This window comes from Streptosporangium sp. G11 (assembly GCF_051192615.1).
In the GTDB taxonomy this organism is placed as follows: Bacteria; Actinomycetota; Actinomycetes; order Streptosporangiales; family Streptosporangiaceae; genus Streptosporangium.
Genome location: NZ_JBPJUQ010000066.1, coordinates 23311 through 46913 on the forward strand (window position 1 = coordinate 23311; position 23603 = coordinate 46913).

A 23603-nucleotide genomic window follows, 5' to 3' on the forward strand; every position below is an offset into this window, starting at 1 on the left:
CGTCGAGGCGTCTGCGCGCCTTCCTCAGCGGCCCTGGGAAAGCGTGTCCATTGGGTTACTAATGTCTTACTTCTTGCCGAAACGGATCCGGCGGGTGGTGCCGAAAACCGTCGCGGCGGCCGCGGCCATCGCGCCGATCAGCAGGGTGACCAGGGAACCTATGTTCATCCCGGTCACGCCGACGGGCTGGGCCGCGCTCATCAGACCCAGGTCGCCGACCGGCAGGGCGCCGGCCGGGGTCGAGGAGGCCATGCCGGCGACGGGAGCCAGCGGCGAGCCGTTCCCCGCCTCCGCGGCCCGGCCGCTCGCCGGGCCGGCGGGCACGGCGGGCACGGCGGGGAGCTCGGGCAGCCTCGCGGCGGCCGGGAACTGCGACTGGTCCGCCGCTCCCCGGGCCGCGGGCGCCTGGCCGGAAGCGGACGCCTGACCGGCCGCGCCGCCGAGGGCCGGAACGGCCGGGAGGACGGGCAGCAGACCGCTGGTCCTGTGCTTGCCGGGCTTGGAATCCCCGTCATCGTGACCCTTGTCATAGCCGCCGTGACCACCGGGGCCGCCAGGGCCGCCGTGACCGGGGCCACCCGGGCCACCCCACTGGCCGCCGTCAGGTCGGCCGGACGGCCCGCCGACGCGGGAGCCCCCGAGGCAGCCCGCGGCGGCGTCGCCCAGGACGGCCACGGCGTTGCCGCAGATGTTGATCGGCGCGGTGATCGGCGCCACGACCTGGTTGCCACCCAGCACGGAACCCCGGCCGGACGTGGTGTTGCCACCGGCACCCGCACCCGCGCCACCCGAGACCGAGGCGCCACCCCTGCACGCCGCCGCGGCCTGGCCCAGCACGCCCACCGCGTTGCCGCAGACGTTGATCGGCGCGGTGATCGGCGCCACCACCTGGTTGCCACCCAGCACGGAACCCCGGCCGGACGTGGTGTTCCCCCCCGCACCGCCGGCACCGCCGCCGACGACGGACGCGCCGCCCTGGCAACCGGCGAACGCGCCGCCCAGGACGGCCACCGCGTTGCCGCAGACGTTGATCGGCGCCGTGATGGGCGCCACCACCTGGTTGCCACCCAGCACGGAACCCCGGCCGGACGTGGTGTTGCCACCGGCACCCGCACCGCCGCCCCGGCCCGCCCCGGCCGACGCCCCTCCCGGGCAGCCCGACCGGCCGTTGCCGACGGCGTTGCCGCAGACCTCGGCGGGTGCGGTGATCGGCGCGACCACCTGGTTGCCGCTGCCCGCGCCGAAGCGCCCGTCGGTGTCGTTCCCGGGCCGGCCGTAGCCCCAGCCGGGACCGCCGGGACGGGGGCCGTGCCTCCAGTCATCGCCGGGACCGCCCGAACCGGGGCCGCCCGGACGCGGGCCGTGCTCCCAGCCGCCGGGGCGCGGCCCCTGCTTCCCACGATCGCCGTGGTCACCGTAACCGGGCTTGCCGGGCTTGCCCGGCCTGTCGTGCTCTCCGGGGCCGCCCGGCTCGCCGGGCCGACCGGGTCCGTCGTGCTCTCCGGGCTTACCGGGCCACCCCGGACCACCCGGGTGTCCGGGCCCCCCCGGGTGCCCAGGACCGCCGGGCCGTCCGGGCCCACCGGGCGTGCCGGGCCCACCAGGCCCACCGGGCGTGCCGCCGCCGATGACCTCGGCGCCGCCCTCGCAACCGGAGAAGGCCTCGCCGACGACGGCGACCGAGTTGCCGCAGATGTTGATGGGCGCGGTGATCGGCGCCACCACCTGGTTGCCACCCAGCACGGAACCCCGGCCGGAGGTGGTGTTGCCACCGGCTCCGCCTCCGGCCCCGCCCTGGTTGCTCACCGAGGCCCCGCCCCGGCAACCGGCGGTGGCCCCGCCGAAGATCGCGAAAGAGTTGCCGCAGGCGTTGACGGGCGCGGTGATCGGCGCCACCACCTGGTTGCCGCCGCCGATGCTATGGTCACCGTTCGTACGGTTGCCGCCGGCTCCGCCGCCGTTCCCGCCCGGGTTCCGCACCGAGGAGCCACCCCGGCAGCCCGCCTCGGAGCGGCCGAACACCGACACCGCGTTGCCGCAGGCGTTGACGGGCGCGGTGATGGGAGCGACGACCTGGTTGCCTCCCAGCACGGAGCCCCGGCCGGAGGTGGTGTTGCCACCGGCGCCCGCACCGCCACCACCGTTCTCGACGGAGGCGCCGCCCTCGGAGGAGGCGGACGACTGCCCGGCCACACCGACGGCGTTGCCGCTGATGTCGATCGGCAGGGTGATCGGGAGGTTGACCTGGTTACCTCCCCCGATCGAGTTGTCGCCGTCGGTGTCGGCGAAGGCCGTACCGCCGCCCATGGCCATGACGCCCAGTGCGAGCAGTGCTGCGGGAGCCGTGCCCGTAACCCACGTACGCATGATTGAAACTCCTAGCAGTTGGGGGGGACCTGACCCTCGTGAGGGCGTTGCGAAGCCGTGCGAGAGCCCGACAGGCCCGCACAGCGGGGGCTCCGGGGCCGTCACGAGGAATGGGAATTGCTTTTCTCTGCCTGCTCGTCGCTCACCGGCGGAGCGGCTCTCCTGGGGACACAGGATGAGGGCAGGCTCCGCGACCGGCGGATCACCCGGAAGGGGATGGGCCGGTCCGTGAGACGAGATCAGTCAGGAGAGAAAGAAGGGTCGTCCGCCGCTGTGCGGACGACAGGGGGGAGCACGAACGCCGGCGGGACACGCTGCGTCGTCGGCCGCGGGTCGTAGGCGAACCACGCGACATCCCCCGGACCCGGTCCTGGGAGGCCGGATCCACCACCGCTCTGGGGCACGAATCCATTGGCGCCAGAGCCGTGCTCGACGGAGGCGGGTGCCGGGAACCCCGGCCTGGACTGGCTGGTGAGCCCGTCCACACCTCGCCCCGCCATGGCCTCGGCGTTGTGCGTCGCCGACGGCCCGCCGCTGACCGTGGGGAAGTCATCGGCCCTGAGGGCCGATCCGGAAGCGGCTGTGTGAGAGGTCTGGGAGCGGGCACCTCCTGCCACCGCGGTGGTGTCCGCGGCCGCGGGAGCGGCGCCAAGGAGACCGAAGACGACCGCGAGCAGCCATGCGGCGGCCAGGAGACCGCCGATAGCGAGGGCTCGCCTGACGCCCCGCCGAGTGCCGGCCGCGAACCGCGCCATCCGGTCAGCCCGGCCGGGGATCGTGTCGTCGACGGGAAGGGCCACGCGGGCGCGTCGAACAGCGGGCGAGAACGCCCTCCACTGCTCGTGCGGCACGCGCGCCACGTGACCTCCCCAAAGCTCCTGGACGGGCCCGCTTGGACACGAGCCATCCCTCAACGGAGAGTTACGCTAGCACCACATTGAGTCAACGCAACGGATTTCCCGGGAACGGCTCAGCAGCCGTCCAGGAAACGGTCAAGGACCCGGACTCCGAACTGGAGCGAATCCACCGGAACCCTCTCATCGATGCCATGGAACATCCCGGAGAAGTCCAGATCGGCGGGCAGCCTCAGCGGCGCGAACCCGAATCCCCGCATGCCCAGCCTGCTGAACGCCTTGAGGTCCGTGCCCCCCGACAGCGTGTACGGCACGGCCAGCGCGCCCGGGTCCTCGGCGAGGAGGGCGTCGGCCATCGCGCGCACCAGCGGCCCGTCGAAGCCGGTCTCGATGGCGATGTCGTGGTAGACGAACTCCCTGGTCACGTTGGGGCCGAGCAGTTCGTCCAGCGTCTCGAAGAACTCGTCCTCGTACCCCGGCAGGAAGCGTCCGTCCACGTGCGCGGTCGCGGCCTGGGGGATCACGTTGGCCTTGTAACCGGCCTCCAGCATCGTGGGGTTGGCGGTGTTGCGCAGCGTGGCGCCGATCATCCGGGCGAGCGGTCCCAGCTTGGCGACGGTCTTCTCCGCGTCGTCCAGGTCGAGTTCCAGCTCCAGGACCCTGGAGGTCTCCTCCAGGAACGTCCTGACCGTCCGCGTCATCCGGACCGGCCACTCGTACCGCCCGATGCGGCCGACCGCCTCGGCCAGCTCGGTGACCGCGTTCTCGGCGTTGAGCATCGAACCGTGCCCGGCCCTGCCCGTGGCGGTCAGGCGCATCCAGGCGATGCCCTTCTCGGCGGCCTCGATCAGATAGAGCCTGCGCGCCTCGTCGATGGAGACGCTGAACCCGCCCACCTCGCCGATCGCCTCGGAGCACCCGTCGAACAGGTCCTTGTGCTCGTCGGCCAGCCACTGCGCGCCGTACTTGCCCCCGGCCTCCTCGTCGGCGGTGAACGCCAGCACCACGTCCCTCGGCGGCCGTCGCCCCTCGCTGAGCCGCTGCCGTACGACCGCGAGGATCATCGCGTCCATGTTCTTCATGTCGACCGCGCCGCGCCCCCAGACGCAGCCGTCGGCGATCTCGCCGCTGAGGGGATGGTGGGTCCAGTCGGCGGCGTTGAAGGGGACGACGTCCAGGTGCCCGTGGAGCAGCAGGGCGTCACGGGAGGAGTCTTCCCCCGCGATGCGGGCGATCACGTTGGCCCTGCGGCTGTCCGACTCCAGGATCTTCGGCTCCAGCCCGACCTCCGACAGCTTCTCGGCCACGTACTCGGCGGCGTCCCGCTCTCCGGGCCCCGAATTGTCGCCCGCGTTGGTCGAGTCGATCCGGATCAGGTCGCGGCACAGCCCGACGACCTCGTCCTCAGCGTTGATCGCCGTCATGTGGGACTCCTCGTGTTCGGTACGGCTTCCACCTCCCATCCTGCCGCCGCACCTCACTTCCCGGCACCCCGCCCGCACCTGCCCTCTTACCGATATGACTCCGGCTCAAGAGTTTGCTAACCTAAGTCCGCCGACGAGGGATGACGGTCCCACGTGCAGGCACCACGTCCGGGTGGCGGAATAGGCAGACGCGCTAGCTTGAGGTGCTAGTGCCCTTTGCGGGGCATGGGGGTTCAAGTCCCCCCTCGGACACAAATCTTGTACGTATGTGGAGGTTCGGAGAGATCCGAGCCTCCATTTTGCGTTTTCGGGCCTTGTGAAGACGCCGACCGCCGGGCGTATCGCCTCCGGCCTGGCGTGCAGGGCGGCATTTCGATCACTAAAAACGGTGATGTGCCGTTACCGTAAGGCGTTATGGATGCGATCGAGGCCGCCGACCTCATCACCCGCTCATCGTCGCGGACCCCGGGCCGGATCCGCCGCGCCACCGCCCCCCTGGTGGGGCGATGATCGTCGCCGAAGTGGTGGGCCGCACGCTGGCCGCACTCGGCGTCGACACGGTGTTCGGCGTGGTGGGCAGCGGCAACTTCCATGTGACCAACGCGCTGGTGGACGGTGGCGCCCGGTTCGTCGCCGCCCGTCATGAGGCCGGGGCCGCCACGATGGCCGACGCGTACGCCCGCGTGAGCGGCAAGGTCGGCGTCGTGAGCGTGCACCAGGGGCCGGGGCTGACCAACGCGCTGACCGGGCTCGCCGAGGCCGCCAAGAGCGGCACTCCGCTGGTGGTGCTGGCCGGCGAGGCCACCGACACGCGCTCCAACTTCCACATCGACCAGAGCGCCCTGGCCACGGCGGTCGGCGCGGTGCCGATGCGGGTGGACGACGCCGGCTCCGCGATCGAGACCACCGTCCAGGCGTACGCGACGGCGATCCGCGACCGCCGGGCCGTGCTCCTCAACCTGCCGCTCGACGTGCAGCGGGCCGACGCCGGGGCCGCCCCCGACGCGGCCCCGGCCCTCCCGGCGCGGAAGGCAGGCACCCTGGCCCGCGTGTGGCCGGACGGCGGCGCCGAGGCCCTGGCCTGGATGCTGATGCGGTCGGAGAGGCCGGTGTTCGTCGCCGGGCGCGGCGCCCGGCGCGCCCGGCACCAGCTCGAAGAGCTGGCCGATCTCGTCGGGGCGCTGCTGGCGACCTCGGCGGCGGCCAAGGGGCTCTTCCACGGCAACCGGTGGGACCTCGACGTCAGCGGAGGGTTCTCCTCCCCGCTGACCGCCCAGCTCATCCGCGACGCCGATGTTCTCGTGGCCTGGGGCTGCTCGCTCAACGCGTGGACCACCCGGCACGGCGCGCTGATCGGGCCCGATACCGAGGTCGTCCAGATCGACCTGGACGAGGAGTCCATCGCCACCCACCAGAGGGTCTCCCTGGGCCTGGTCGGCGACGTCCCCGAGGCCGCCGCCGCCGTCGCCGACGCGCTGCGTCCCACGGGTTCGCGCCCGTCGGACCCGGTGCCGCGCGGCTACCACACGCGTGCGCTCGCCGACCGGATCGCGGCCGAGCGCGCGTGGCGGAACGTGCCGTACAAGGACGAGAGCGGCAACGGCCGCATCGACCCCAGAACGCTCACCATCGCCCTGGACGACCTGCTTCCGGACGAGCGCATCGTCGCCACCGACTCCGGAAACTTCATGGGATTTCCGGCCATGTTCCTGGACGTCCCCGACGAGAGCGGCTTCTGTTTCACCCAGGGCTTCCAGGCCATCGGCCTCGGCCTGGCCACCGCCGTGGGCGCCGCACTGGCCCGCCCCGACCGCCTGCCGATCGCCGCCCTCGGCGACGGCGGCGCGCTGATGGGCATCGCGGAGCTGGAGACGGTGGTCCGGCTCGGGCTGCCCATGGTGATCGTGGTCTACGACGACGAGGCGTACGGCGCGGAGGTGCACCACTTCGCCGGCCACCGCCTGGACACCGTCACCTTCCCGCCCACCGACCTGGCCTCCATCGCGCGCGGTCACGGCTGCGCCGCCGTCACCGTCTCCGCCGTGTCGGACCTCGACGGCGTGGCCACCTGGCTGGAGGGGGCGCGCGACCGGCCGCTGCTCGTCCACGCCAAGATCACCCGCGAGCGTGGCTCATGGTGGCTGGAGGAGGCGTTCAGGGGCCACTGACCCGCGCTGCCGGGCCGCGGCGATGGCGGCGATCACCGGGTCGTCGTTCGCCGGCCGTCTGCCCTGGAACCCGGTCGGCCGCCGCCGATCCGGCGACCCGCGCCCGGTCGGCGATCTCCCGCGGCGTCTTCCCGCCACGGTGTGGTCGCCGCGCCGGGCCCGTCACGCGAGCCGGTGCGCCGTTACCGGCCGGTGGGGCGGCGCGCGCGAGCCACGGCCGCTCCGCGCCCGGTTCCGGGCGAACGTTCTTGCGGCCTGCCATTTCTCTGTGCCGCGTAGGTGGAGTTTCGCCTAATAACGCTGGACTTTCGTCCTGAAACGACGAAAGTCCGACGAAGTCGACCGTAACATCTAGACAATCCGTACGTAACATTTTAAGATCGCACCAGAATGAGCCGCAAAGTTGGCGAAAGTTCAGGAGGTGCAGCGATTTGCGACTGCAGCGCCGCACTTTTCGCCCCCTGCGCGGCGGGGGGTCGCCGTCCGAGGCCGAGATCGGCGGCCGGGTCGAATCGCCGCGCGTGCGCGCGGCCGTCGGGCCGGAGCGGCCGGGAGCGAACCACCTCACCCACAGGGCCTGGCACCGCACGGCGGCGGCCGAGGCAGGCCCGCGGGCTGTACCGATCACCGGGTTTCCACGACCCCGGCTCACCCCGTATTCGTACCACCGCACTTGATCACGCAGTTCCACCGATCGCGACCCCGCACTGCGGCCGGCGATCGGCCGGTCCCCACCACCCCCCTCGAATGGCCTGGAGGTCGTCATGCGACTGCTGATCTGCCCCACCGCGACCTGCTGACGGCCGGCGCGGCGCCAGGTGGTGCCGCGCCGCCGACACAAGGGAGATAGCCGGGCCGGCAGGGGCGGACGCCGACCACCCTGCCGACCCGGCCTCGCTCATCACCCGCCGGCGGAGGCCGTCGGGCGCTGACGGCACCAGCGCTCACCGGTTACCGGCCTCCCTCGCCGGCGAGTGGGGCGACCCCTCCGTTCCCGCGCCGTGGTCACCCGTGACGACCGGCGACGGCCACCTTCGTGATGCCCTCAACACGTCCGCCCGCGGCCGCTTGACGGCCCGCCCCGACCCCGCAGCGCTCGAAGGCGAGGTGACTCACAACCCCTGACAGAGACCTGTTGACTGTTTTACCCATAGCGGTCACAGTTTGTCCGAACGACGTCGCTGACGGATCTCCCCCCACCCTTACGCGTCGTTGGCGTGATCGGCGCACGCCTGTATGGACTCGTACTACAGGAAGCGAGCACCACCGATCATGTTAAGAAAGCTAGTCGCATGCGTCGCCGTACTGGCGACCGCCCTCAGCCTGGGCCCTCCGGCACAGGCCGTACCGAACACCGCGGCGGCCGTGGCGGTCGCGGCGCCCGGCTACACCCAGGTGACGCTGGCCAAGGGCGTGGCGGAGACCGGCGAGCCGATGGGCCTGACCGTCCTGCCCAACCGGGGCGTGCTGCACACGTCGCGCGACGGCGTGATCCGCTACACCGACGTGCTGGGCAACACCAAGGTGGCGCTCACCATCCCGGTGTACACGCACGACGAGGAGGGTCTGCAGAGCATCAAGGCCGACCCGAACTTCGCGTCGAACCGGTGGGTGTACGTCTACTACGCGCCGCCGCTGTCGACCCCGGGCGGTGACGCGCCCGCCTCGGGAACGGCGGCCCAGTTCGCCCCGTTCAACGGGGTGAACCGGCTGGCCCGGTACACGGTCAACGCGGACAACACCCTCAACGCGGCCTCCGCGGTCACCGTCCTCGACGTTCCCACCAGCCGTGGCATGTGCTGTCACGTCGGCGGCGACATCGACTTCGACGCGGCCGGCAACCTCTACCTCTCCACCGGCGACGACACGAACCCGTTCGACTCCAGCGGCTACACGCCGATCGACGAGCGGACCGACCGCAACCCGGCCTACGACGCGCAGCGCACCTCCGGCAACAGCAACGACCTGCGGGGCAAGGTGCTGCGGATCAAGCCGAGCGCGGGCGGCGGCTACACCGTCCCGGCGGGCAACATGTTCGCGCCCGGCACCGCGAACACCCGGCCCGAGATCTACGCGATGGGCTTCCGCAACCCGTTCCGGATGAACGTGGACAAGGCCACCGGCACCGTCTACCTCGGTGACTACGGGCCGGACGCGGGCAGCGCCAGCGCCACCCGGGGCCCGGCGGCGTCGGTCTCGTTCGAGCGCATCACCCAGCCCGGCTTCTACGGCTGGCCGTACTGCTCGCAGTTCAACGTGCCCTACGTCGACTTCACGTTCCCGTCAGGACCTTCGGGCGCCGCGTTCAACTGCGCCGGCGGGCCGACGAACAACTCGCGCAACAACACCGGCATCACCCAGCTCCCGGCCTCGCGCGCGGCCTGGCTGCCGTACGGGGTCGGCCAGGACCGGTCGGAGCTGTGCTGCGGAAGCTGGTCGCCGATGGGCGCCCCGGTCTACAACTACGACGCCGGTCTGGTCTCGGACGTGAAATTCCCGGCGTCGATGGGCGGCAAGGTGTTCATCAGCGAGTTCGGCCGGCGGTGGATCAAGACGGTCACCCTGAACGGCAGCGGCGGGGTGGGCACGATCGAGCCCTTCCCCACCTGGACCGGCACCCAGGTGATGGACTCGGAGTTCGGGCCGGACGGCGCGCTGTACGTGCTCGACTACGGCACCGGCTGGTTCGGCGGCGACGCCAACTCGGCCGTGTACAGGATCGAGTACAACTCGGGCACCGGCCAGGCCCCGATCGCGGCGATCAACGCCAACCCGAAGGCCGGCAACGCGCCGCTCACCGTGCAGTTCAGCTCGGCCGGGAGCACCGACCCGGACGGCGACCCGATCACGTACGCGTGGGACTTCACGACGAACGGCAGCACCGACTCGACCGCGGCCAACCCGTCGTTCACCTACACGGCCAACGGCACGTACACGGTGACGTTGACGGTGAGCGACAACACCGGTCGTAGCGCCACGGCGAGCACCACCATCAGCGTCGGGCAACCGACGGTCACCCTCAACCTGCCGCTCAACGGGCGGGTGTTCAACTTCGGCGACGCGATCCCGTTCCAGATCAGCGTCGCCGACCCGAACGCCCCGACCATCGACTGCAGCCGGGTGAAGATCAACTACATCCTCGGCCACGACAGCCACGGCCACCAGATGACCAGCGCGACCGGCTGCTCGGGCACCATCCAGACCCCCGTGGACGGTGAGCACGACGCCAACGCGAACATCTTCGGCGTCTTCGACGCGGAGTACACCCCGGTCGGCTCGACCACGGCCATCCACGCGCCGCAGGCCGTCCTGCAGCCGCGGACCCGCCAGGCCGAGCACTACAGCGCCCAGCAGGGCGTGCAGGTCGTGGCCAAGCCGTCGGCCAACGGCGGCAACGCGATCGGGTACGTCGAGAACGGGGACTGGATCTCGTTCACGCCGTACAACCTGACCGGGGTCACGTCGTTCACGGCCCGGGTCGCTTCGGCCGGCGCCGGCGGCACGCTCACCCTGCGGGCCGGTTCGGCGACCGGGACGGTGGTCGGCACGGCCACGGTCGCGCCGACCGGAGGCTGGGAGACCTGGGCCAACGTCACCGGCACCGTGACGCCACCGTCCGGGACGACGAACCTGTTCCTGGTCTTCACCGGTGGCGCGGGCTCGCTGTTCGACATCGACTCCTTCACGTTCACCAGCGGCACACCGCCGACGTCGAACCTCGCGCTGAACAAGCCGGCGACGGCGTCCAGCGTGGAGGCGGCCGCCTACCCGGCCTCGGCCGCGGTGGACGCGTCGGCGACAACCCGGTGGGCCAGCGCCTTCTCCGACCCGCAGTGGATCCAGGTCGACCTGGGCGCCACGTACACGATCAACCGGGTGCGCCTGGTGTGGGAGGCGGCCTACGGGTCGGCGTACCAGATCCAGACCTCGCCCAACGGCACGACCTGGACCAACGCCCGGTCTGTGACCGGCGGCAACGGCGGTGAGGACGACAACACCGGTCTGAGCAACTCCGCCCGGTACGTGCGCATCCACGGCACCACCCGGGGCACGGCGTGGGGCTACTCCCTGTTCACCTTCGAGGTCTACGGAAGCTGATCACCACGGCGGACCCGATCCGCCCTGTCAGGTAACGCCGCCGCGGGGCGTCCGATCGATGGACGCCCCGCGGCGTCGCTCATCATCCGGGCTCCGCTCCCGCCCGGCGCTCGAACGGCTCGCCGCCCCGCGCCTCGTCTCCTTCTCGGCGCACGAGCCGCTCATGCGGCCGGAGTTCGCCGACCTGACGGAGGACGGGCTCTTCGAGGCCCACGGCGTGGTCGAGCAGCGGATCACGGGGATCCGCCGCTTCGTCCGGGGCCGGGTGAGGGACATCAAGCCGCGCCGGGCACGTCGGCGTCGACGACGTGCCCGCTGTCGACCGGCCCCAGGGAGTGAGCTCCGGACGTTTGGCCGTGCGGCCGTCGCCCGAGGATCGGCCGCGCAGGCGGCGGCCGATCCACGGGCCCGCGAACGTGGCCAGCCACCGCATCTCCGCCGCCGCCACCCGCCACGCCCCCGGCGCGGGCACAGGCGGGAAGGGCAGCGCCCACGTGTCGTCGCTGCCGGGCAGCCCCAGGCTGTGGGCCATGGCGGCGGCGATGCGGGCGTGGCCCGTCGGGCTCGCGTGCAGGCGATCGACGCCCCACATCCGCGCGTCCGTGACGAACTCCATCGCGAACGTGTCCACCAGCGTGACCCCGTGCCGGGCGGCGGCGTCGCGGATGCGGGCGTTGAAGTCGAGCACTCTGGGCCGGAGCGGGCGGGCCATCGGTGCGATCTTCCCGATGTCGGGAAATGTAATGGTGACCACATGTGCGCCCGATTCGGTCAGCGCGGCGAACATCTCCTCCAGCACGCCCGCCACCAGTGCGGCGTCGAAGCCGGGACGGATGATGTCGTTCATCCCCGCCATGACCGTGGCCAGGTCGGGGCGCAGCGCCAGCGCGGCGGCCAGCTGCTCGGCGCGGATCTGGCCCGCCAGCCGGCCGCGGACGGCGAGGTTGGCGTAGAGGAGCCCGGGGTTGGCGCCGGCCAGATGCTCGGCGAGGCGGTCGGCCCAGCCGCGGTGGCCGTTGAGCTCGTCGCCGTCGCCGAGGCCCTCGGTCTGGCTGTCCCCGAGCGCGACGTATCGCGTGTAGGCGGTCATGATGTCTCCCTTCCGGCGCGGGCCGTGCGCGCGCCGAGCGCCCGCGCGGTTTCCCCGCACCGGTCGCGAGTCTCGCGTTCCAGCCGGCATCCCGCCGGACAGGAGAGGCGGGGTCCGCGTGCTCGCCCCGGTGCGGGAACGTCTCCTTGCCCTGGTCGCCCGCGGGCGCTCGAAGACCTCCGGCCGGGCGGGGTGCCGGACGATTTCAAAGATCTTGGTGAGCCGGTGGCCGCCGTGTTCAGCGTTGAGAGGCGCCGCCAGGACCGCGTGCTTGGAGTGCCACGGGCCATCCATACTCATGAATTTGAGTAGTCATGGATATGACTATAGATCTGATCGACCCGAGGCGCCACGGGGGGTGACACGCCGCGGCGGCCCGCCGATGGCGCCGGGTACGACGGGTCAACCGGTGGGCGGACGCCACCCGGCGTCGCGACAGCGCGACCTGCGATCGGGACGCCACGCGCCGCCGGCCGCCGCCCCCGATGCCGTCGCCCGCGCCACTGCCGGCACACAGCCCCGCGAGGAACTCGTGGCCGGCTCTCCCTAGTGGAGGCGCAGTCCTGCGATGAGGAGCGCGACCATGCGACGCGCGTCGTAGCGGGGGTCGTTCTCCGCGCCGATACAGAGATTGCCCACGCCACGCAGCAGTTCGTAGGCGTTCACGTCGGGGAGGATCTCGCCCGCCGTGGCGGCGGCGTCGAGCAGCCGAACGCACACGGGGACGAGGCGGTCGAGGAAATAGGCGTGCAGGGTCTCGAAGGCGGCGTCGTTGGAACGCAGCGCCTCGGCGAGGCCGTGCTTGGTGACCAGGAAGTCGACGAAGAGGTCGATCCACCGCGCCAGGGCGGCGTGCGGTGTGGCGCTGTTCGCCAGCAGTGCCGGACCGGCCTCGGCGCACGCCTCGACCTGGTGCCGGTAGACGGCGACGATGAGATCGGCCCGCGTCGGGAAGTGGCGGTAGATCGTGCCGACGCCGACGCCGGCCCTGGCCGCGATGTCGCGTACGGGCACGTCGACGCCAGAAGCGACGAAAGCCGCGGCGGCCGCGTCCAGCAGTGCCTCTTCGTTGCGCCGGGCGTCGGCCCGCTTCCGGGGGGTCGGCGACCCCGATCCGCCGTCGATGTCGACCACCGCGCCGCTACCTCCGTCACTCCACTTGGCAAACGGAACCGTGTTCCGTATATTGGTTAGCGGAACACGGTTCCGCTTGTCCAGGATGCCAGAAGAGGCGAGCCACCACCAAGCCGGGCATCACACACCCGCTTCACCTCCCAGGAGGAACAGTCATGCAGTACCGCACCTTGGGCCGCACCGGCGTGCAGGTCAGCACCCTCGTGCTCGGCGCGATGAACTTCGGCGGTTTGGGACGTACCACCCAGGACGAGGTCACCGCCATGGTCGACGCCGCCCTGGAGGGAGGGATCAACCTCATCGACACCGCCGACATGTACAGCCAGGGCGAGTCGGAGGAGATGGTCGGCAAGGCCATCGCCGGCCGCCGAGACGACATCGTCCTGGCCACGAAGGCGAGCATGCCGATGGGCGACGAGCGCAACCATCGGGGCGGTTCGCGCCGCTGGCTGGTCACCGAGCTGGACAACAGCCTGCGCCGTCTGGGCGTCGACCATGTCGATCTCTACCAGATCCACCGGTGGGACCCGAGCACCGGCGACGAGGAGACGCTGTCGGCTCTGACCGACCTGCGGCGCGCGGGAAAGATTCGCTACTTCGGCTCCTCGACGTTCCCCGCGTACCGCATCGTGCAGGCCGAGTGGGCCGCCCGGGAGAACCACCTGGGCCGTTACGTCACCGAGCAGCCCAGCTACTCGATCCTGCAGCGCGGGATCGAGACCCACGTCCTGCCCGTGACCGAGCAGTACGGACTCGGCGTGCTGGCGTGGAGCCCGCTGGCCTCGGGCTGGCTGTCGGGCGCGATCCGCGAGGGCCGGGAGATCACCACCAGCCGCTCGACACTCATGCCGGAGCGCTTCGACACCGCCATCCCCGCCAACCGGGCCAGGCTCGACGCCGTCGAACGGCTGGCCGCGGTCGCCGACGAGGCCGGTCTGACGATGATCCAGCTCGCGCTCGGATTCGTCACCGCGCATCCCGCCGTGACCAGCGCGATCATCGGCCCCCGCACCATGGACCACCTGCGCTCCCAGCTCGCCGCCGCGGACACCGTGCTCTCCGCCGACGTGCTCGACGCGATCGACGCGATCGTCGCTCCCGGCGTCGACCTCGCCGCGCACGAGAAGTTCGACATGCCGCCCGCCCTGCTCGACGCGGCGCGGCGACGTCGCTGATCGCTCGTCACACCGGGGTCACAGGACGTCGCTGATCGCTCGTCACACCGGTCACAGGACGCCGCGCCCCCCTGCCGCCCGGCGCGTCGCGAGGGCGGGCCCCCCAAGGCTCAAGTCCCCTGGCCGCCTCCGGACCGGAGCGTGTCCCACCCATGTCGAAAGGACCAACCACCCCATGCCGCGAACACCCCGGCCTCGTTTCGGGATCATGACCGCCCCGTCGAACGTCGACTACCACGACGTCCTGCGGGTCTGGCGCGAGGCGGACACGATCCCGGAGATCGAGCACGCGTGGCTGTTCGATCACCTCATGCCGATCGGCGGTGATCCGGACGGACCGACCCACGAAGGCTGGACGCTGCTCTCGGCCCTCGCCGCGCAGACCCGACGGCTGCGCCTCGGCCTGCCCGTGACCAGCAACCGCTTCCGGCCGCCCGCGATGCTGGCCAAGATCGCCGCGACCGTCGACGTCGTCTCCGGCGGACGGCTCGACTTCGGCATCGGCGCGGGCTCGCGCCCAAGCCACCCTCTGGCCCGGCGCGAGTACGAGGCACACGGCCTGCCCTTCCACGACTCCGCCCACGCCGTGGGAAGCCTCGCCGAAGCGTGCGCGGTCATCCGGCGGTTGTGGACCGAGACCGAACCGTTCGACTTCCACGGCACCTACGTCGACCTCACCGGCGCGTTCTGCAACCCCAAACCCGTCCAGCGCCCCCACCCGCCGATCCTTGTCGGCGGACGCTCGGCCGCCGTGCTCCGCGTGGTCGCCGAGCACGCCGACCTGTGGAACATCCCCGGCGGCGACATCGACGACGTCATCCGCCGCAGCGCACTGCTGGACCGCTACTGCGCGGAGATCGGCCGCGACCCCGCCTCCGTCACCCGCTCGATCCACCTGCCGGTCTCCTACGACCGGCCCGGCACCGTCCAGGACGCGATCGGCGAAGCGATCGACGCCGGCTTCCGGCACATCGTCCTCGGGCTGTCTGCGCCCTACCCCGCCGACGTCGCGCGGTGGGTCACCGACGAGCTCATCACCACGTCGGCCTAGAGCCTCTGTACGGGGTCGAGATCAGGGGGATTCGCCCGCGCTTCGTACCCGGCCGGCCGGACTCCCCAACCGCGCCGGGCCGCCTTCGCCGGTCGCGGCCGGATCGCCGGAGTCCGGGCACCGGCGCTACGTCATCCCGGCGGCGATCGGCCTGACCCGTCGCACCACGCCGGCGAGCAGCGTGCAGAGGGCCGAGCCGGCGTAGAGCGGCACGAGTACGCCCGCGCCGACAGAGTCCTCAGGGCAGTAGGCGAAGACCGATGCCGACGACAGCGCGTAGCAGCCGCCGGTCACCCCTGCCGCCGCCGCGCCGGCCAAGTGTGGCCACGGCCTGGTCGCGCCGGCCCTGAGCGAGAGCGCCGCCAGCACGAGGAGCGCGAGCGGCAGCAGGTGCGCCAGCAGGGCGTAGGCCAGCCCGGCCGCGGCCGGATCGGGCCCGGTGCGGTAGGCGCAGATGACGACAAGCGGATCGGCGGGCGGCACCAGCGCGGCATAGGGCACCGCTGCCGACAGGACCGCCCCGCCCCACCCCGCGGCGGCGAATCCACGCCCGCGTTCCCGTAACGGCACGATCCCAACATAGAGGGCGGGCGAGTGCACGGCAGGACGACGCGGAACTTTGACCGCGCGTGCGAAAGCCCCTCCCGGCCAGGGCGGCCGGCGCACCGGGCCACCGGTCCCGGAACGCCGTGTCCGGCACCTCGGCTCCTTGCCGGCCCCCGACGCGGCCGTCGAGGACGACGGCGCGGCGGCGGTGGGCCGCCGCGCCGTGGACGCGGTGTCTCGGGTGTTCCGGGGTCAGCCCGCGCTGCAGGAGACCGTCGGCCAGGTCGAGTTGCCGTTGCGCTGGATCGTCACGCCCCAGTTGTTGCCGCTGCCGTTGGGCCTGGCGGTCAGCACCTGGGCGCTGGGATAGCTCGCGCTGATGTTCCAGGTGGCGAGGACCTTCGCGGGGGACGGGACGTTCATCGTCACGGTCCAGTTGCTCGAACCGCTGACCGAGACGTTGAGGTTGTAGCGGTCACTCCACTGCTCGCCCGCGGAGAGCGACGCGGTGCAGCCACCGCCACCACCGCCGCCGCCGCCACCGCCACCACCGCCGGAGCCGCCCACCGTGATGTTGGAGTTACCGCTGCTCTGGTAGCCCTCTGTCGCGAGGATCATGTAGTCGTGGTTGCCCAGGCTCATTCCACTGCGGGCCCACGCGTCGAAGTGGTTGCCGGAGGTTATGGTCCCACCGGTCTTCTTCGACTGCCGGACGCTCCAGTACTGGTTGAAAGTCCTGATGCCGTCGATGGAGGGGGCGTTGACCCGCGTCGTCTGGTAGATGTCGTACGTGCCGCCGTCGCTGGTGACCGTGCCCTTGTACGTCCCCGTGGGCCGGTAGGTGCCCCAGTTGTCGACGATGTAGTACTCCACGAGCGGGTTTCTCGTCCACCCGTAGAGGGTGAGATACGCGTTGCCGGACGGGTTGAAGCTGCCCGAGTAGCTCACGCTCCTGCGCCCGCCGGTGCTCCAGCCCTTGCCGGCGACGAAGTTCCCGGTGTTCCTCCATGAGGTGCTGTAGTTGCCGCCGGATCCCAGCTCCATGGAGACCGTGCCCTGGCTGTCGGTCCAGAACGAGTAGAAGTAGCCGTTGTTGGTGCCGGTCTGGTTGGTGGTGATGGCCGCGTAGGCGGGGCCGGGCAGCACCGCCACGGCCATGGCCAGCGCCACGGCGCAGACTCGGCCGACGAGCGGCCTGATGCGGCCGCGTCGGCGGCCCTTCGGGGATGCGTGGGCATCGTTCATGTGCGTGCTCCTCGTGAAGTCTGGCGGGGCAGGCAGCGTGATACGACCCGGCGGGGCTTTCGGTGGCCAAGGTGACGTCCACCGCGCGTTGGAGTCGTACAACGCGACTGGGTTGGCCGGTCGCCGCGCGGTCGGCGACCGGAGGACCAGGCCGCGCGGCGGGTGACCCGGATCGACAGTGGTTAGGGCCTGTCAATGGTGAGAGTGTGGGTTTGGCTCGCCGAACTGTCAACAACTTTCAGAAATATATCGGAAACACAATCTTGATTTCGACTCCCCTGAAGGACATTCCCCCTGTTCACAGCTCTCGACCGGCTGGCCGGACTTGGGGTCGGCCAATGAAAACTGTTGTCTCATGATCGAAGTTCGGCCAACGCGACCGAAAGCTTTCGATGCTTTCTTGACAGGTTTCATGGCGATACACAGAATGACTCACCAGACAGGCCTGCTCGCCCCAGCCGGGTGACCGGCGACAGAACCGCAGCTCAACGCGGCTCTGCGCATTCCGTACGCGTTACGCCGCGACCGTACGTGCGTGCGTCCCTCGTCCTTACCGATCGATGTTCCAGTGGAGGAACAGAGTGATCGACAACGCAACCGTCACCGGCGGAAGCCGGGTACGCCGCTCACGCATCCGGAGTGCACTCGTGATGGGTCTTCTCACCGTCCTGGGCGCGGCGTTCGCCGTGACCTCGTCGCCCGCGGCGCGGGCCGCCGACTGCAGTGCCGGATATGTCGGGCTCACCTACGACGACGGGCCCAACCCCGGCAACACCGGCAACCTGCTGAACGCGCTGCGGCAGAACGGCCTGCGGGCGACCATGTTCAACACCGGGCAGAACGCCCAGAACAACCAGGCCCTGGTCCGCGCCCAGCGAGACGCCGGCATGTGGATCGGCAACCACAGCTACACCCACCCCCACCTGGTCACCATGAGCGGCTCCCAGATCCAGTCGGAGCTCCAGCGGACCCAGCAGGCCATCCAGCAGGCCACCGGAACCGCGCCCAGGCTCTTCCGGCCTCCGTACGGGGAGACCAACGCCACCCTGAAGTCGGTCGCGCAGCAGCTCGGCCTCACCGAGATCATCTGGGACGTCGACTCCCAGGACTGGAACGGCGCCAGTACCGCCCAGATCGTGCAGGCCGCCGGACGGCTGCAGAACGGCCAGATCATCCTGATGCACGACCAGTACGCGACGACGCTCAACGCGATCCCGCAGATCGCCGCGAACCTGAGGAGCCGCAACCTGTGCGCCGGCATGATCTCGCCCTCCACCGGCAGGGCCGTGGCACCTGACGGCGGCACCACCCCGACCGACCCGCCGGGCGGCGGCAACTGCACGGCGGTCGTCACCGCCGGCCAGCAGTGGAGCGACCGGTTCAACCTGTCGGTCGGCGTCTCGGGAAGCAGCAGCTGGATCGTCACGGTGACCCTGCGCAACGCCCATCGGGTCACCGCCACCTGGAACGGCACCCCGACCTGGGACAGCACCGGCAAGGTCATGACGATGCGCCCCAACGGCAGCGGCAACAGCTTCGGCTTCACCGTCATGCACGGCGGCGACTGGACCTGGCCGACGGTCTCCTGCCGGGTGGGCTGACATTTCGCTCTCGGCCGGCCCCGCGGCACGGTGGCGGTGGCACCGCCGCCGTGCCGCGAACCGGGCGCGCCGCCGCTCCCCCTTACGCGGGGAGCGGCGGCGCGCCGTCGTCAGGTCAGGAGGCTCCGCATGTCAGTACCGGTGTGGCAGCGGTTCCGTTGGCGGTGAATCCGAACGTGGTGGTGGCGTTGGCGGCGAGGCTGCCGTTCCAGGTCTCGTTCCGGACGGTGACAGCCGCTCCTGAGCCGGACCGTACGCCTCCCCACAGCTGGGTGATGGACTGTGAGCCGGGCCAGGTCCAGCTCACCGTCCAGCCGTTGATCGCGCTGGAGCCGGCACGCACGGTGACATTGGACTGGAAGCCACCGCCCCAGGCGTTCACCGTCTGGATCGTCACCGTGCACCCACCGGGGACGGGAGTCGGCGTGGGCGTCGGCGTGGGCGTCGGCGTGGGAGTGGGAGTCGGCGTGGGCCCGCCGATCACGACGGTCGTGAGGGAGCGCGGCCTGAGGGTGACGGCGCCGCCCGTGACCGTGGCGCGCGTGAGCGAGTTGGAGTTGTCGGTGACGTAGGCGGTGGTGCCACCTTGCAGGCCGTCCCAGGTGACGGCCGAGTTGCCGGTGTTCAGCACCCCGACGACCTTCGATCCGTCGGAGTCGAGGAACGCCGACACCCTCAGCGACGAGTTGCTCGTCGACGTGCCGAGCCGGACCGCGCCCGGCCGGATGAACCGGCTGTACGCCGCCATCGCCCACAGCCGCTTGGACACGCGATATGTCCGCGCTGCCGGGTCGATCTGGATCAGCGCCCGGGTGGCTCCCGAAGAGCCCCCCAGCCAGTAGATGTAGCCGCTGACGTTGCCGACGGTGAGAGCCTGATGGATGCTCTGGGCGATGGTGAAGCCGTCCTGGCCGCTCCCGTCGTCCCAGTTCTCGTTCCAGGTGCTCCCGTCGGGGCCCCATTCCGACATCCAGGTGCGCTTGCTCCCGGGTTGCGGGCTCGTTATCTGGCTGGCGTAGGTATGACCTGTGTAGGTGGACACCCAGCGGCGGGCCTCGGAGTCCGCCTCGATGGCGTTGGTGTACGCCTTGGCCTGGTCCCAGCCGTAGGAGTCGCAACATGCGATCTTGACGTCGGTCGCGATCGGGCCGAGGACCTTGACGAAGGCGGCGGCCTGGGCCGGAGTGAAGCGCATGGACTCGTAGGTCGCCGTGTAATCGGGTTCGTTGGTGAACCCCAAGTCCGTGATCTTGATACCTTCCTGCGCGTAGAACTTCGTGTACTGCGCCAGGTACCGGGCGTAGGCCGCGCTCCACTCGGGCTTGAGGGTGCCGCCGTTGTTCTCGCTCCCGTTGTCCTTCATGTAGCCGGGGGCGCTCCAGGCGTCGGCGTAGAAACGCTTCAGGCCGTACGACTGCGCGACCTTGGCCACCCACACCTGGGCGCCGTCGTCGCCGTCCCATACGTATCTCGGCTGCGCGTCAGGTCCACCCGGGTTCTGCGGCTGGATGGAGATCATCTTGTCGTACGGACTGCCGACCGGCGAGGCGCCGATGCCCAGGCGCAGGATGCTGAGCCCCGCGCCGGTCTCGCGGTCGAACCACAGGCGGAAGACGTCGTTCTGCTGCACCGTCGACAGGTTACGCAGCAGTTCACCCCGGCGGAACGCCGTGGAGACGCCGAAACCGTCCATCTCCTGATAACGCACATTATCTGAAATGGTGATGACAGGCGCGGCTGCGGCCTGCCCGGCCACGGCCTGCCCCGCCACGGCCACCAGTGACGTGCCGAGAAGAGCGATTGCCATGACGATCCGTATCACGGACCCTCCCGAGATCGTGCCATCCGGATACTGCTGGCAGGTGAAGCCGGTCCAACCGAGGCGGCTCAATGGTTTCCATGGCTGTTCGTCCCGCTGCGTACTTGGCTCGCCGACGAGAGTTCCCCTTTCGGCCGCCGCCGCTCCGAGCGTGATCGCCGCGACGACCGCCACCGGTCCCCGAGAAGGGCGATCGCGGAATGGTTGCGCTAACAATCGAGGAAGGCGGTGCGTCCCGCTCGGCACCCAAGTGTGGGAAAAGGCCTGGAAAGGTGTCAAGGAGACGACTGAAAATTTCGGGCGTCTCGCTTCCGCGTGGATGTGGTGACCCGCGAACATCACGTTTCCGCCGCGGCGGATATCAGCCTCTCCACCAGCGAAAACCCGACTTGTGAGGTCAAGGTTGTTCAGCGGTGCCGCTTGACCGTCGAAAGATCGGCGGTTCTGAACGTTTCACTTCCCGCAATGCCCTGACTCCGGCCCATTGAGGTGCGGCCAAGCCTGAAAAGGCGCCGGCGAGCCGGGGCCGGCGACGGAAACGCGCCCGCGATCGTGGTCCGGGACAGAGAAGCCGGCGATGACGCCCTGGAGTACGCCCGGCCATGATGCCACCGGCCATTCAGGACCGCGCGACCGTGATGCCGCCGACACCCTCGCGACCGGGCATCCACCCACCCGCTGAGTGATTTTTGAAATATTTCGGGATTCTGGTGTCGGCCTTTCTTCTTGAAGAAAGGTTTAATACGATTGTTTTCGCTGCTGAACCGAAAGTTTTCGGGGCCGATCCCGAGGGAGTTCTATGAAGCGTTTCCTGACCGTCGGTGCCACCACGCTCATGCTGGCCGGCACGCTGAACGCCGTTCCCGTTCTGGCGGAAGAGCGGCACCCTACGGTCGCCGAGCAGAGCCTGCGCGCGCTCGCCGCCCGCCACGGTCTCGCCATCGGCACCGCGATCGACCTGGACGTACTGCACGACGCGGCCGATCCTCAGTACCGCGCGCTCGCCGCCTCGCAGTTCTCCTCCGTCACCGCCGAGAACGCCATGAAGTGGGAGTCGCTCGAACCCACCCGGGGCACGTACAACTGGGGCCCGGCCGACGAGCTGATCGACTTCGCCCGCAAGAACAAACAGCAGGTCCGCGGGCACGTACTGGTCTGGCAGAACCAGTTGCCGACCTGGCTCACCCAGGGCGTCAGCGACGGGACGATCAGCAAGACGCAACTCCGTGGCATCCTGCGCGATCACATCACCGCCGTCGTCAAGCACTTCAAGGGCAAGATCTCGCAGTGGGACGTCGTCAACGAGGCGGCCAGCGACCCGTGGGACACCCCGTCGTCGATCCACCTGAAGGGCTTCTGGGCGCAGCACCTCGGCCCCGGTTACATCGCCGACGCCTTCCGCTGGGCCCGCGCCGCCGACCCGAACGCCCTGCTGTTCTACAACGACTACAACATCGAGGCGTTCGGCGACCGAGGGCCCTCCGACAAGACCTGGTACGTCTACAACATGGTCAGGCAGCTGCGCGCGAGCGGCGTCCCCATCGACGGCGTGGGCAGCCAGGGGCACCTCGGCACCCAGTACGGCAACTTCGACGCCTTCCAGGTGCTCGAAGTGCTCGACGCCTTCTCGGACCTCGGGCTCGCCACGGCGTTCACCGAGGTGGACGCGCGCAGCCAGATGACCGACGGCGTGCGCGCGGGCGACTCCAACGAGATCAATCCCCGCCTCCAGGCGTCGGCGTCGAACTACAGCGTGCTCCTGCAGGCGTGCCTGGCCAACCGGCACTGCCTGTCCTACACCGTCTGGGGATTCACCGACAGGCACTCCTGGGTGCCCGGCTGGTTCACCGACCCCCCGGAGGGCTTGGCCACCCTGTACGACGAGTCCTACCGGCCCAAGCGCGCCTACAACGTCGTCAAGGCGGACCTGGCCTTCTCCGGGCCGCCCCACGTCCTGCCGAGGGTTCCGCAGAAGCCCCGGCGATGAGCGGCGGCGGGGTGTCCGCCGACTCGGATGCCCCGCCGCTCCCCGAGAGACCACTCCGACGGAGCGGAAAACCGGCTCACCCCCACGAGCGTGGGAGTGAGCCGGAGGAGATGACGTGACGCACGGGCCGGGCCGTGGAAACCACGGCCCGGCCCGGTACGAATCGGATCAGGGACTGGTGCAGGTGGCCGTGGGAGTGGCCGCGGTGCCGTTGGCGGTGAAGCCGAAGGTGGTCGACTGACCCGCCGCGATGGAGCCGTTGTACGCGGCGTTGCGGACGCTCACGCTGGAGCCGGACACGGTGTGCTGGCCGCTCCACAGGCTGCTGATGGTCTGCCCGCCGGGCCAGGTCCACCGTACGGTCCAGCCGTTGACCGGCGCGCTGCCCGCGCTGACCGTCACCGTCGTCTGGAAGCCTCCCGGCCAGCTGTTGTTCGTCGTGATCGTCGCCGCGCACGCCCCCGGAACCGGAGTCGGGGTGATGGTCGGTGTGGGGGTCGGGGTGGGCGTCGGGTCCGGGTCGGGGTCGGCGGCGTTGAGGGCGTTGAGGACCGAGGTGTAGGCGGCCTTCTTGTTGCCCGAGGTGTCGAACAGCAGCGGGGTGGTGTTGGCGCCGAGCCAGGAGTCGCTGTCGCGGACGCCCCAGACGGTGATGCCGTTGCAGCGGGGGACGGCCAGGCAGTCGTTGGTCACCGCGGCGTAGGTCTGGGCGGAGCCGCCCTGGATGTCGAGCTCGGTGATCTGCACGTCGACGCCGAGGGCGGCGAAGCTGGAGATGGTGGTGCGGTAGTTGCTGTTGTAGGCGCTTTGGCTGTTGAAGTGGGACTGCAGGCCGACGCAGTCGATGGGCACGCCGCGGGCTTTGAAGTCGCGGACCATGTTGTAGACGCCCTGGGTCTTGGCCCAGGACCAGTTGTCGATGTTGTAGTCGTTGTAGCAGAGCTTGGCGGCCGGGTCGGCGGCGCGGGCGGTGCGGAAGGCGACCTCGATCCAGTCGTTGCCGGTGCGCTGCAGGTTGGAGTCGCGCCGGCCGCCGGAGTTGCC

At 70.5% G+C, this 23603-nt stretch carries 15 protein-coding genes and 1 tRNA gene; 7 read left to right on the top strand and 9 right to left on the bottom strand.

Annotation, left to right across the window (positions count from 1 at the left end; all coding sequences use genetic code 11):
- Window positions 1-66: 66 nt before the first annotated feature.
- The 3 genes from ACSDR0_RS39005 to ACSDR0_RS39015 form a co-directional block, all read right to left on the bottom strand.
- Window positions 67-2367, bottom strand: a complete 2301-nt coding sequence (locus ACSDR0_RS39005; protein WP_435293980.1) for a chaplin family protein — start codon at window positions 2365-2367, stop codon at window positions 67-69.
- Window positions 2368-2606: 239 nt separating this feature from the next.
- Window positions 2607-3227 (bottom strand): hypothetical protein, encoded by a 621-nt coding sequence (locus tag ACSDR0_RS39010; protein ID WP_435293981.1) that lies wholly within the window; start codon window positions 3225-3227, stop codon window positions 2607-2609.
- Between the two features lie 110 nt (window positions 3228-3337).
- Complete coding sequence (locus tag ACSDR0_RS39015; protein ID WP_435293982.1) at window positions 3338-4645, bottom strand: M20/M25/M40 family metallo-hydrolase; 1308 nt, start codon at window positions 4643-4645, stop codon at window positions 3338-3340.
- Between the two features lie 166 nt (window positions 4646-4811).
- On the opposite strand from ACSDR0_RS39015, the gene ACSDR0_RS39020 reads away from it, so the two are divergent.
- From ACSDR0_RS39020 to ACSDR0_RS39030, 3 genes are all read left to right on the top strand, one after another.
- Window positions 4812-4897, top strand: a tRNA-Leu gene (locus tag ACSDR0_RS39020).
- A 254-nt stretch (window positions 4898-5151) separates the two neighbouring features.
- A complete protein-coding gene (locus ACSDR0_RS39025; RefSeq protein ID WP_435293983.1) occupies window positions 5152-6813 on the top strand; it encodes a thiamine pyrophosphate-binding protein in 1662 nt (553 codons plus the stop codon).
- A gap of 1272 nt (window positions 6814-8085) precedes the next feature.
- Window positions 8086-10911 carry a carbohydrate-binding protein gene (locus ACSDR0_RS39030; RefSeq protein WP_435293984.1) on the top strand — a complete coding sequence of 942 codons (2826 nt, stop codon included), beginning with the start codon at window positions 8086-8088 and terminating at the stop codon, window positions 10909-10911.
- Between the two features lie 82 nt (window positions 10912-10993).
- Here ACSDR0_RS39030 and ACSDR0_RS39035 read toward each other — a convergent pair whose 3' ends face one another.
- Together ACSDR0_RS39035 and ACSDR0_RS39040 are read right to left on the bottom strand one after the other, a co-directional pair.
- Window positions 10994-12001 carry an SGNH/GDSL hydrolase family protein gene (locus ACSDR0_RS39035; RefSeq protein WP_435293985.1) on the bottom strand — a complete coding sequence of 336 codons (1008 nt, stop codon included), beginning with the start codon at window positions 11999-12001 and terminating at the stop codon, window positions 10994-10996.
- A gap of 546 nt (window positions 12002-12547) precedes the next feature.
- Window positions 12548-13135, bottom strand: a complete 588-nt coding sequence (locus ACSDR0_RS39040; protein WP_435293986.1) for a TetR/AcrR family transcriptional regulator — start codon at window positions 13133-13135, stop codon at window positions 12548-12550.
- A gap of 155 nt (window positions 13136-13290) precedes the next feature.
- On the opposite strand from ACSDR0_RS39040, the gene ACSDR0_RS39045 reads away from it, so the two are divergent.
- Together ACSDR0_RS39045 and ACSDR0_RS39050 are read left to right on the top strand one after the other, a co-directional pair.
- Window positions 13291-14310, top strand: coding sequence for an aldo/keto reductase (locus tag ACSDR0_RS39045; RefSeq protein WP_435293987.1), 1020 nt, complete (start codon window positions 13291-13293; stop codon window positions 14308-14310).
- Window positions 14311-14518: 208 nt separating this feature from the next.
- Window positions 14519-15361, top strand: a complete 843-nt coding sequence (locus ACSDR0_RS39050) for an LLM class flavin-dependent oxidoreductase (RefSeq protein ID WP_435293988.1) — start codon at window positions 14519-14521, stop codon at window positions 15359-15361.
- Window positions 15362-15487: 126 nt separating this feature from the next.
- Here ACSDR0_RS39050 and ACSDR0_RS39055 read toward each other — a convergent pair whose 3' ends face one another.
- Both ACSDR0_RS39055 and ACSDR0_RS39060 read right to left on the bottom strand, forming a co-directional pair.
- Window positions 15488-15931 carry a hypothetical protein gene (locus tag ACSDR0_RS39055; protein ID WP_435293989.1) on the bottom strand — a complete coding sequence of 148 codons (444 nt, stop codon included), beginning with the start codon at window positions 15929-15931 and terminating at the stop codon, window positions 15488-15490.
- Window positions 15932-16159: 228 nt separating this feature from the next.
- Window positions 16160-17152 (bottom strand): glycoside hydrolase family 11 protein, encoded by a 993-nt coding sequence (locus ACSDR0_RS39060; RefSeq protein WP_435293990.1) that lies wholly within the window; start codon window positions 17150-17152, stop codon window positions 16160-16162.
- A gap of 581 nt (window positions 17153-17733) precedes the next feature.
- Between ACSDR0_RS39060 and ACSDR0_RS39065 the strand changes: the two genes are divergently transcribed.
- Complete coding sequence (locus ACSDR0_RS39065; protein ID WP_435293991.1) at window positions 17734-18753, top strand: polysaccharide deacetylase family protein; 1020 nt, start codon at window positions 17734-17736, stop codon at window positions 18751-18753.
- A gap of 115 nt (window positions 18754-18868) precedes the next feature.
- Here the strand turns inward: ACSDR0_RS39065 and ACSDR0_RS39070 are convergent, their stop codons facing one another.
- Complete coding sequence (locus ACSDR0_RS39070) at window positions 18869-20560, bottom strand: cellulose binding domain-containing protein (protein ID WP_435293992.1); 1692 nt, start codon at window positions 20558-20560, stop codon at window positions 18869-18871.
- Window positions 20561-21371: 811 nt separating this feature from the next.
- On the opposite strand from ACSDR0_RS39070, the gene ACSDR0_RS39075 reads away from it, so the two are divergent.
- Window positions 21372-22559, top strand: a complete 1188-nt coding sequence (locus tag ACSDR0_RS39075) for an endo-1,4-beta-xylanase (RefSeq protein WP_435293993.1) — start codon at window positions 21372-21374, stop codon at window positions 22557-22559.
- Between the two features lie 168 nt (window positions 22560-22727).
- Here ACSDR0_RS39075 and ACSDR0_RS39080 read toward each other — a convergent pair.
- On the bottom strand, window positions 22728-23603 hold an 876-nt coding region (locus ACSDR0_RS39080; RefSeq protein WP_435293994.1), incomplete at its 5' end, for an endo-1,4-beta-xylanase.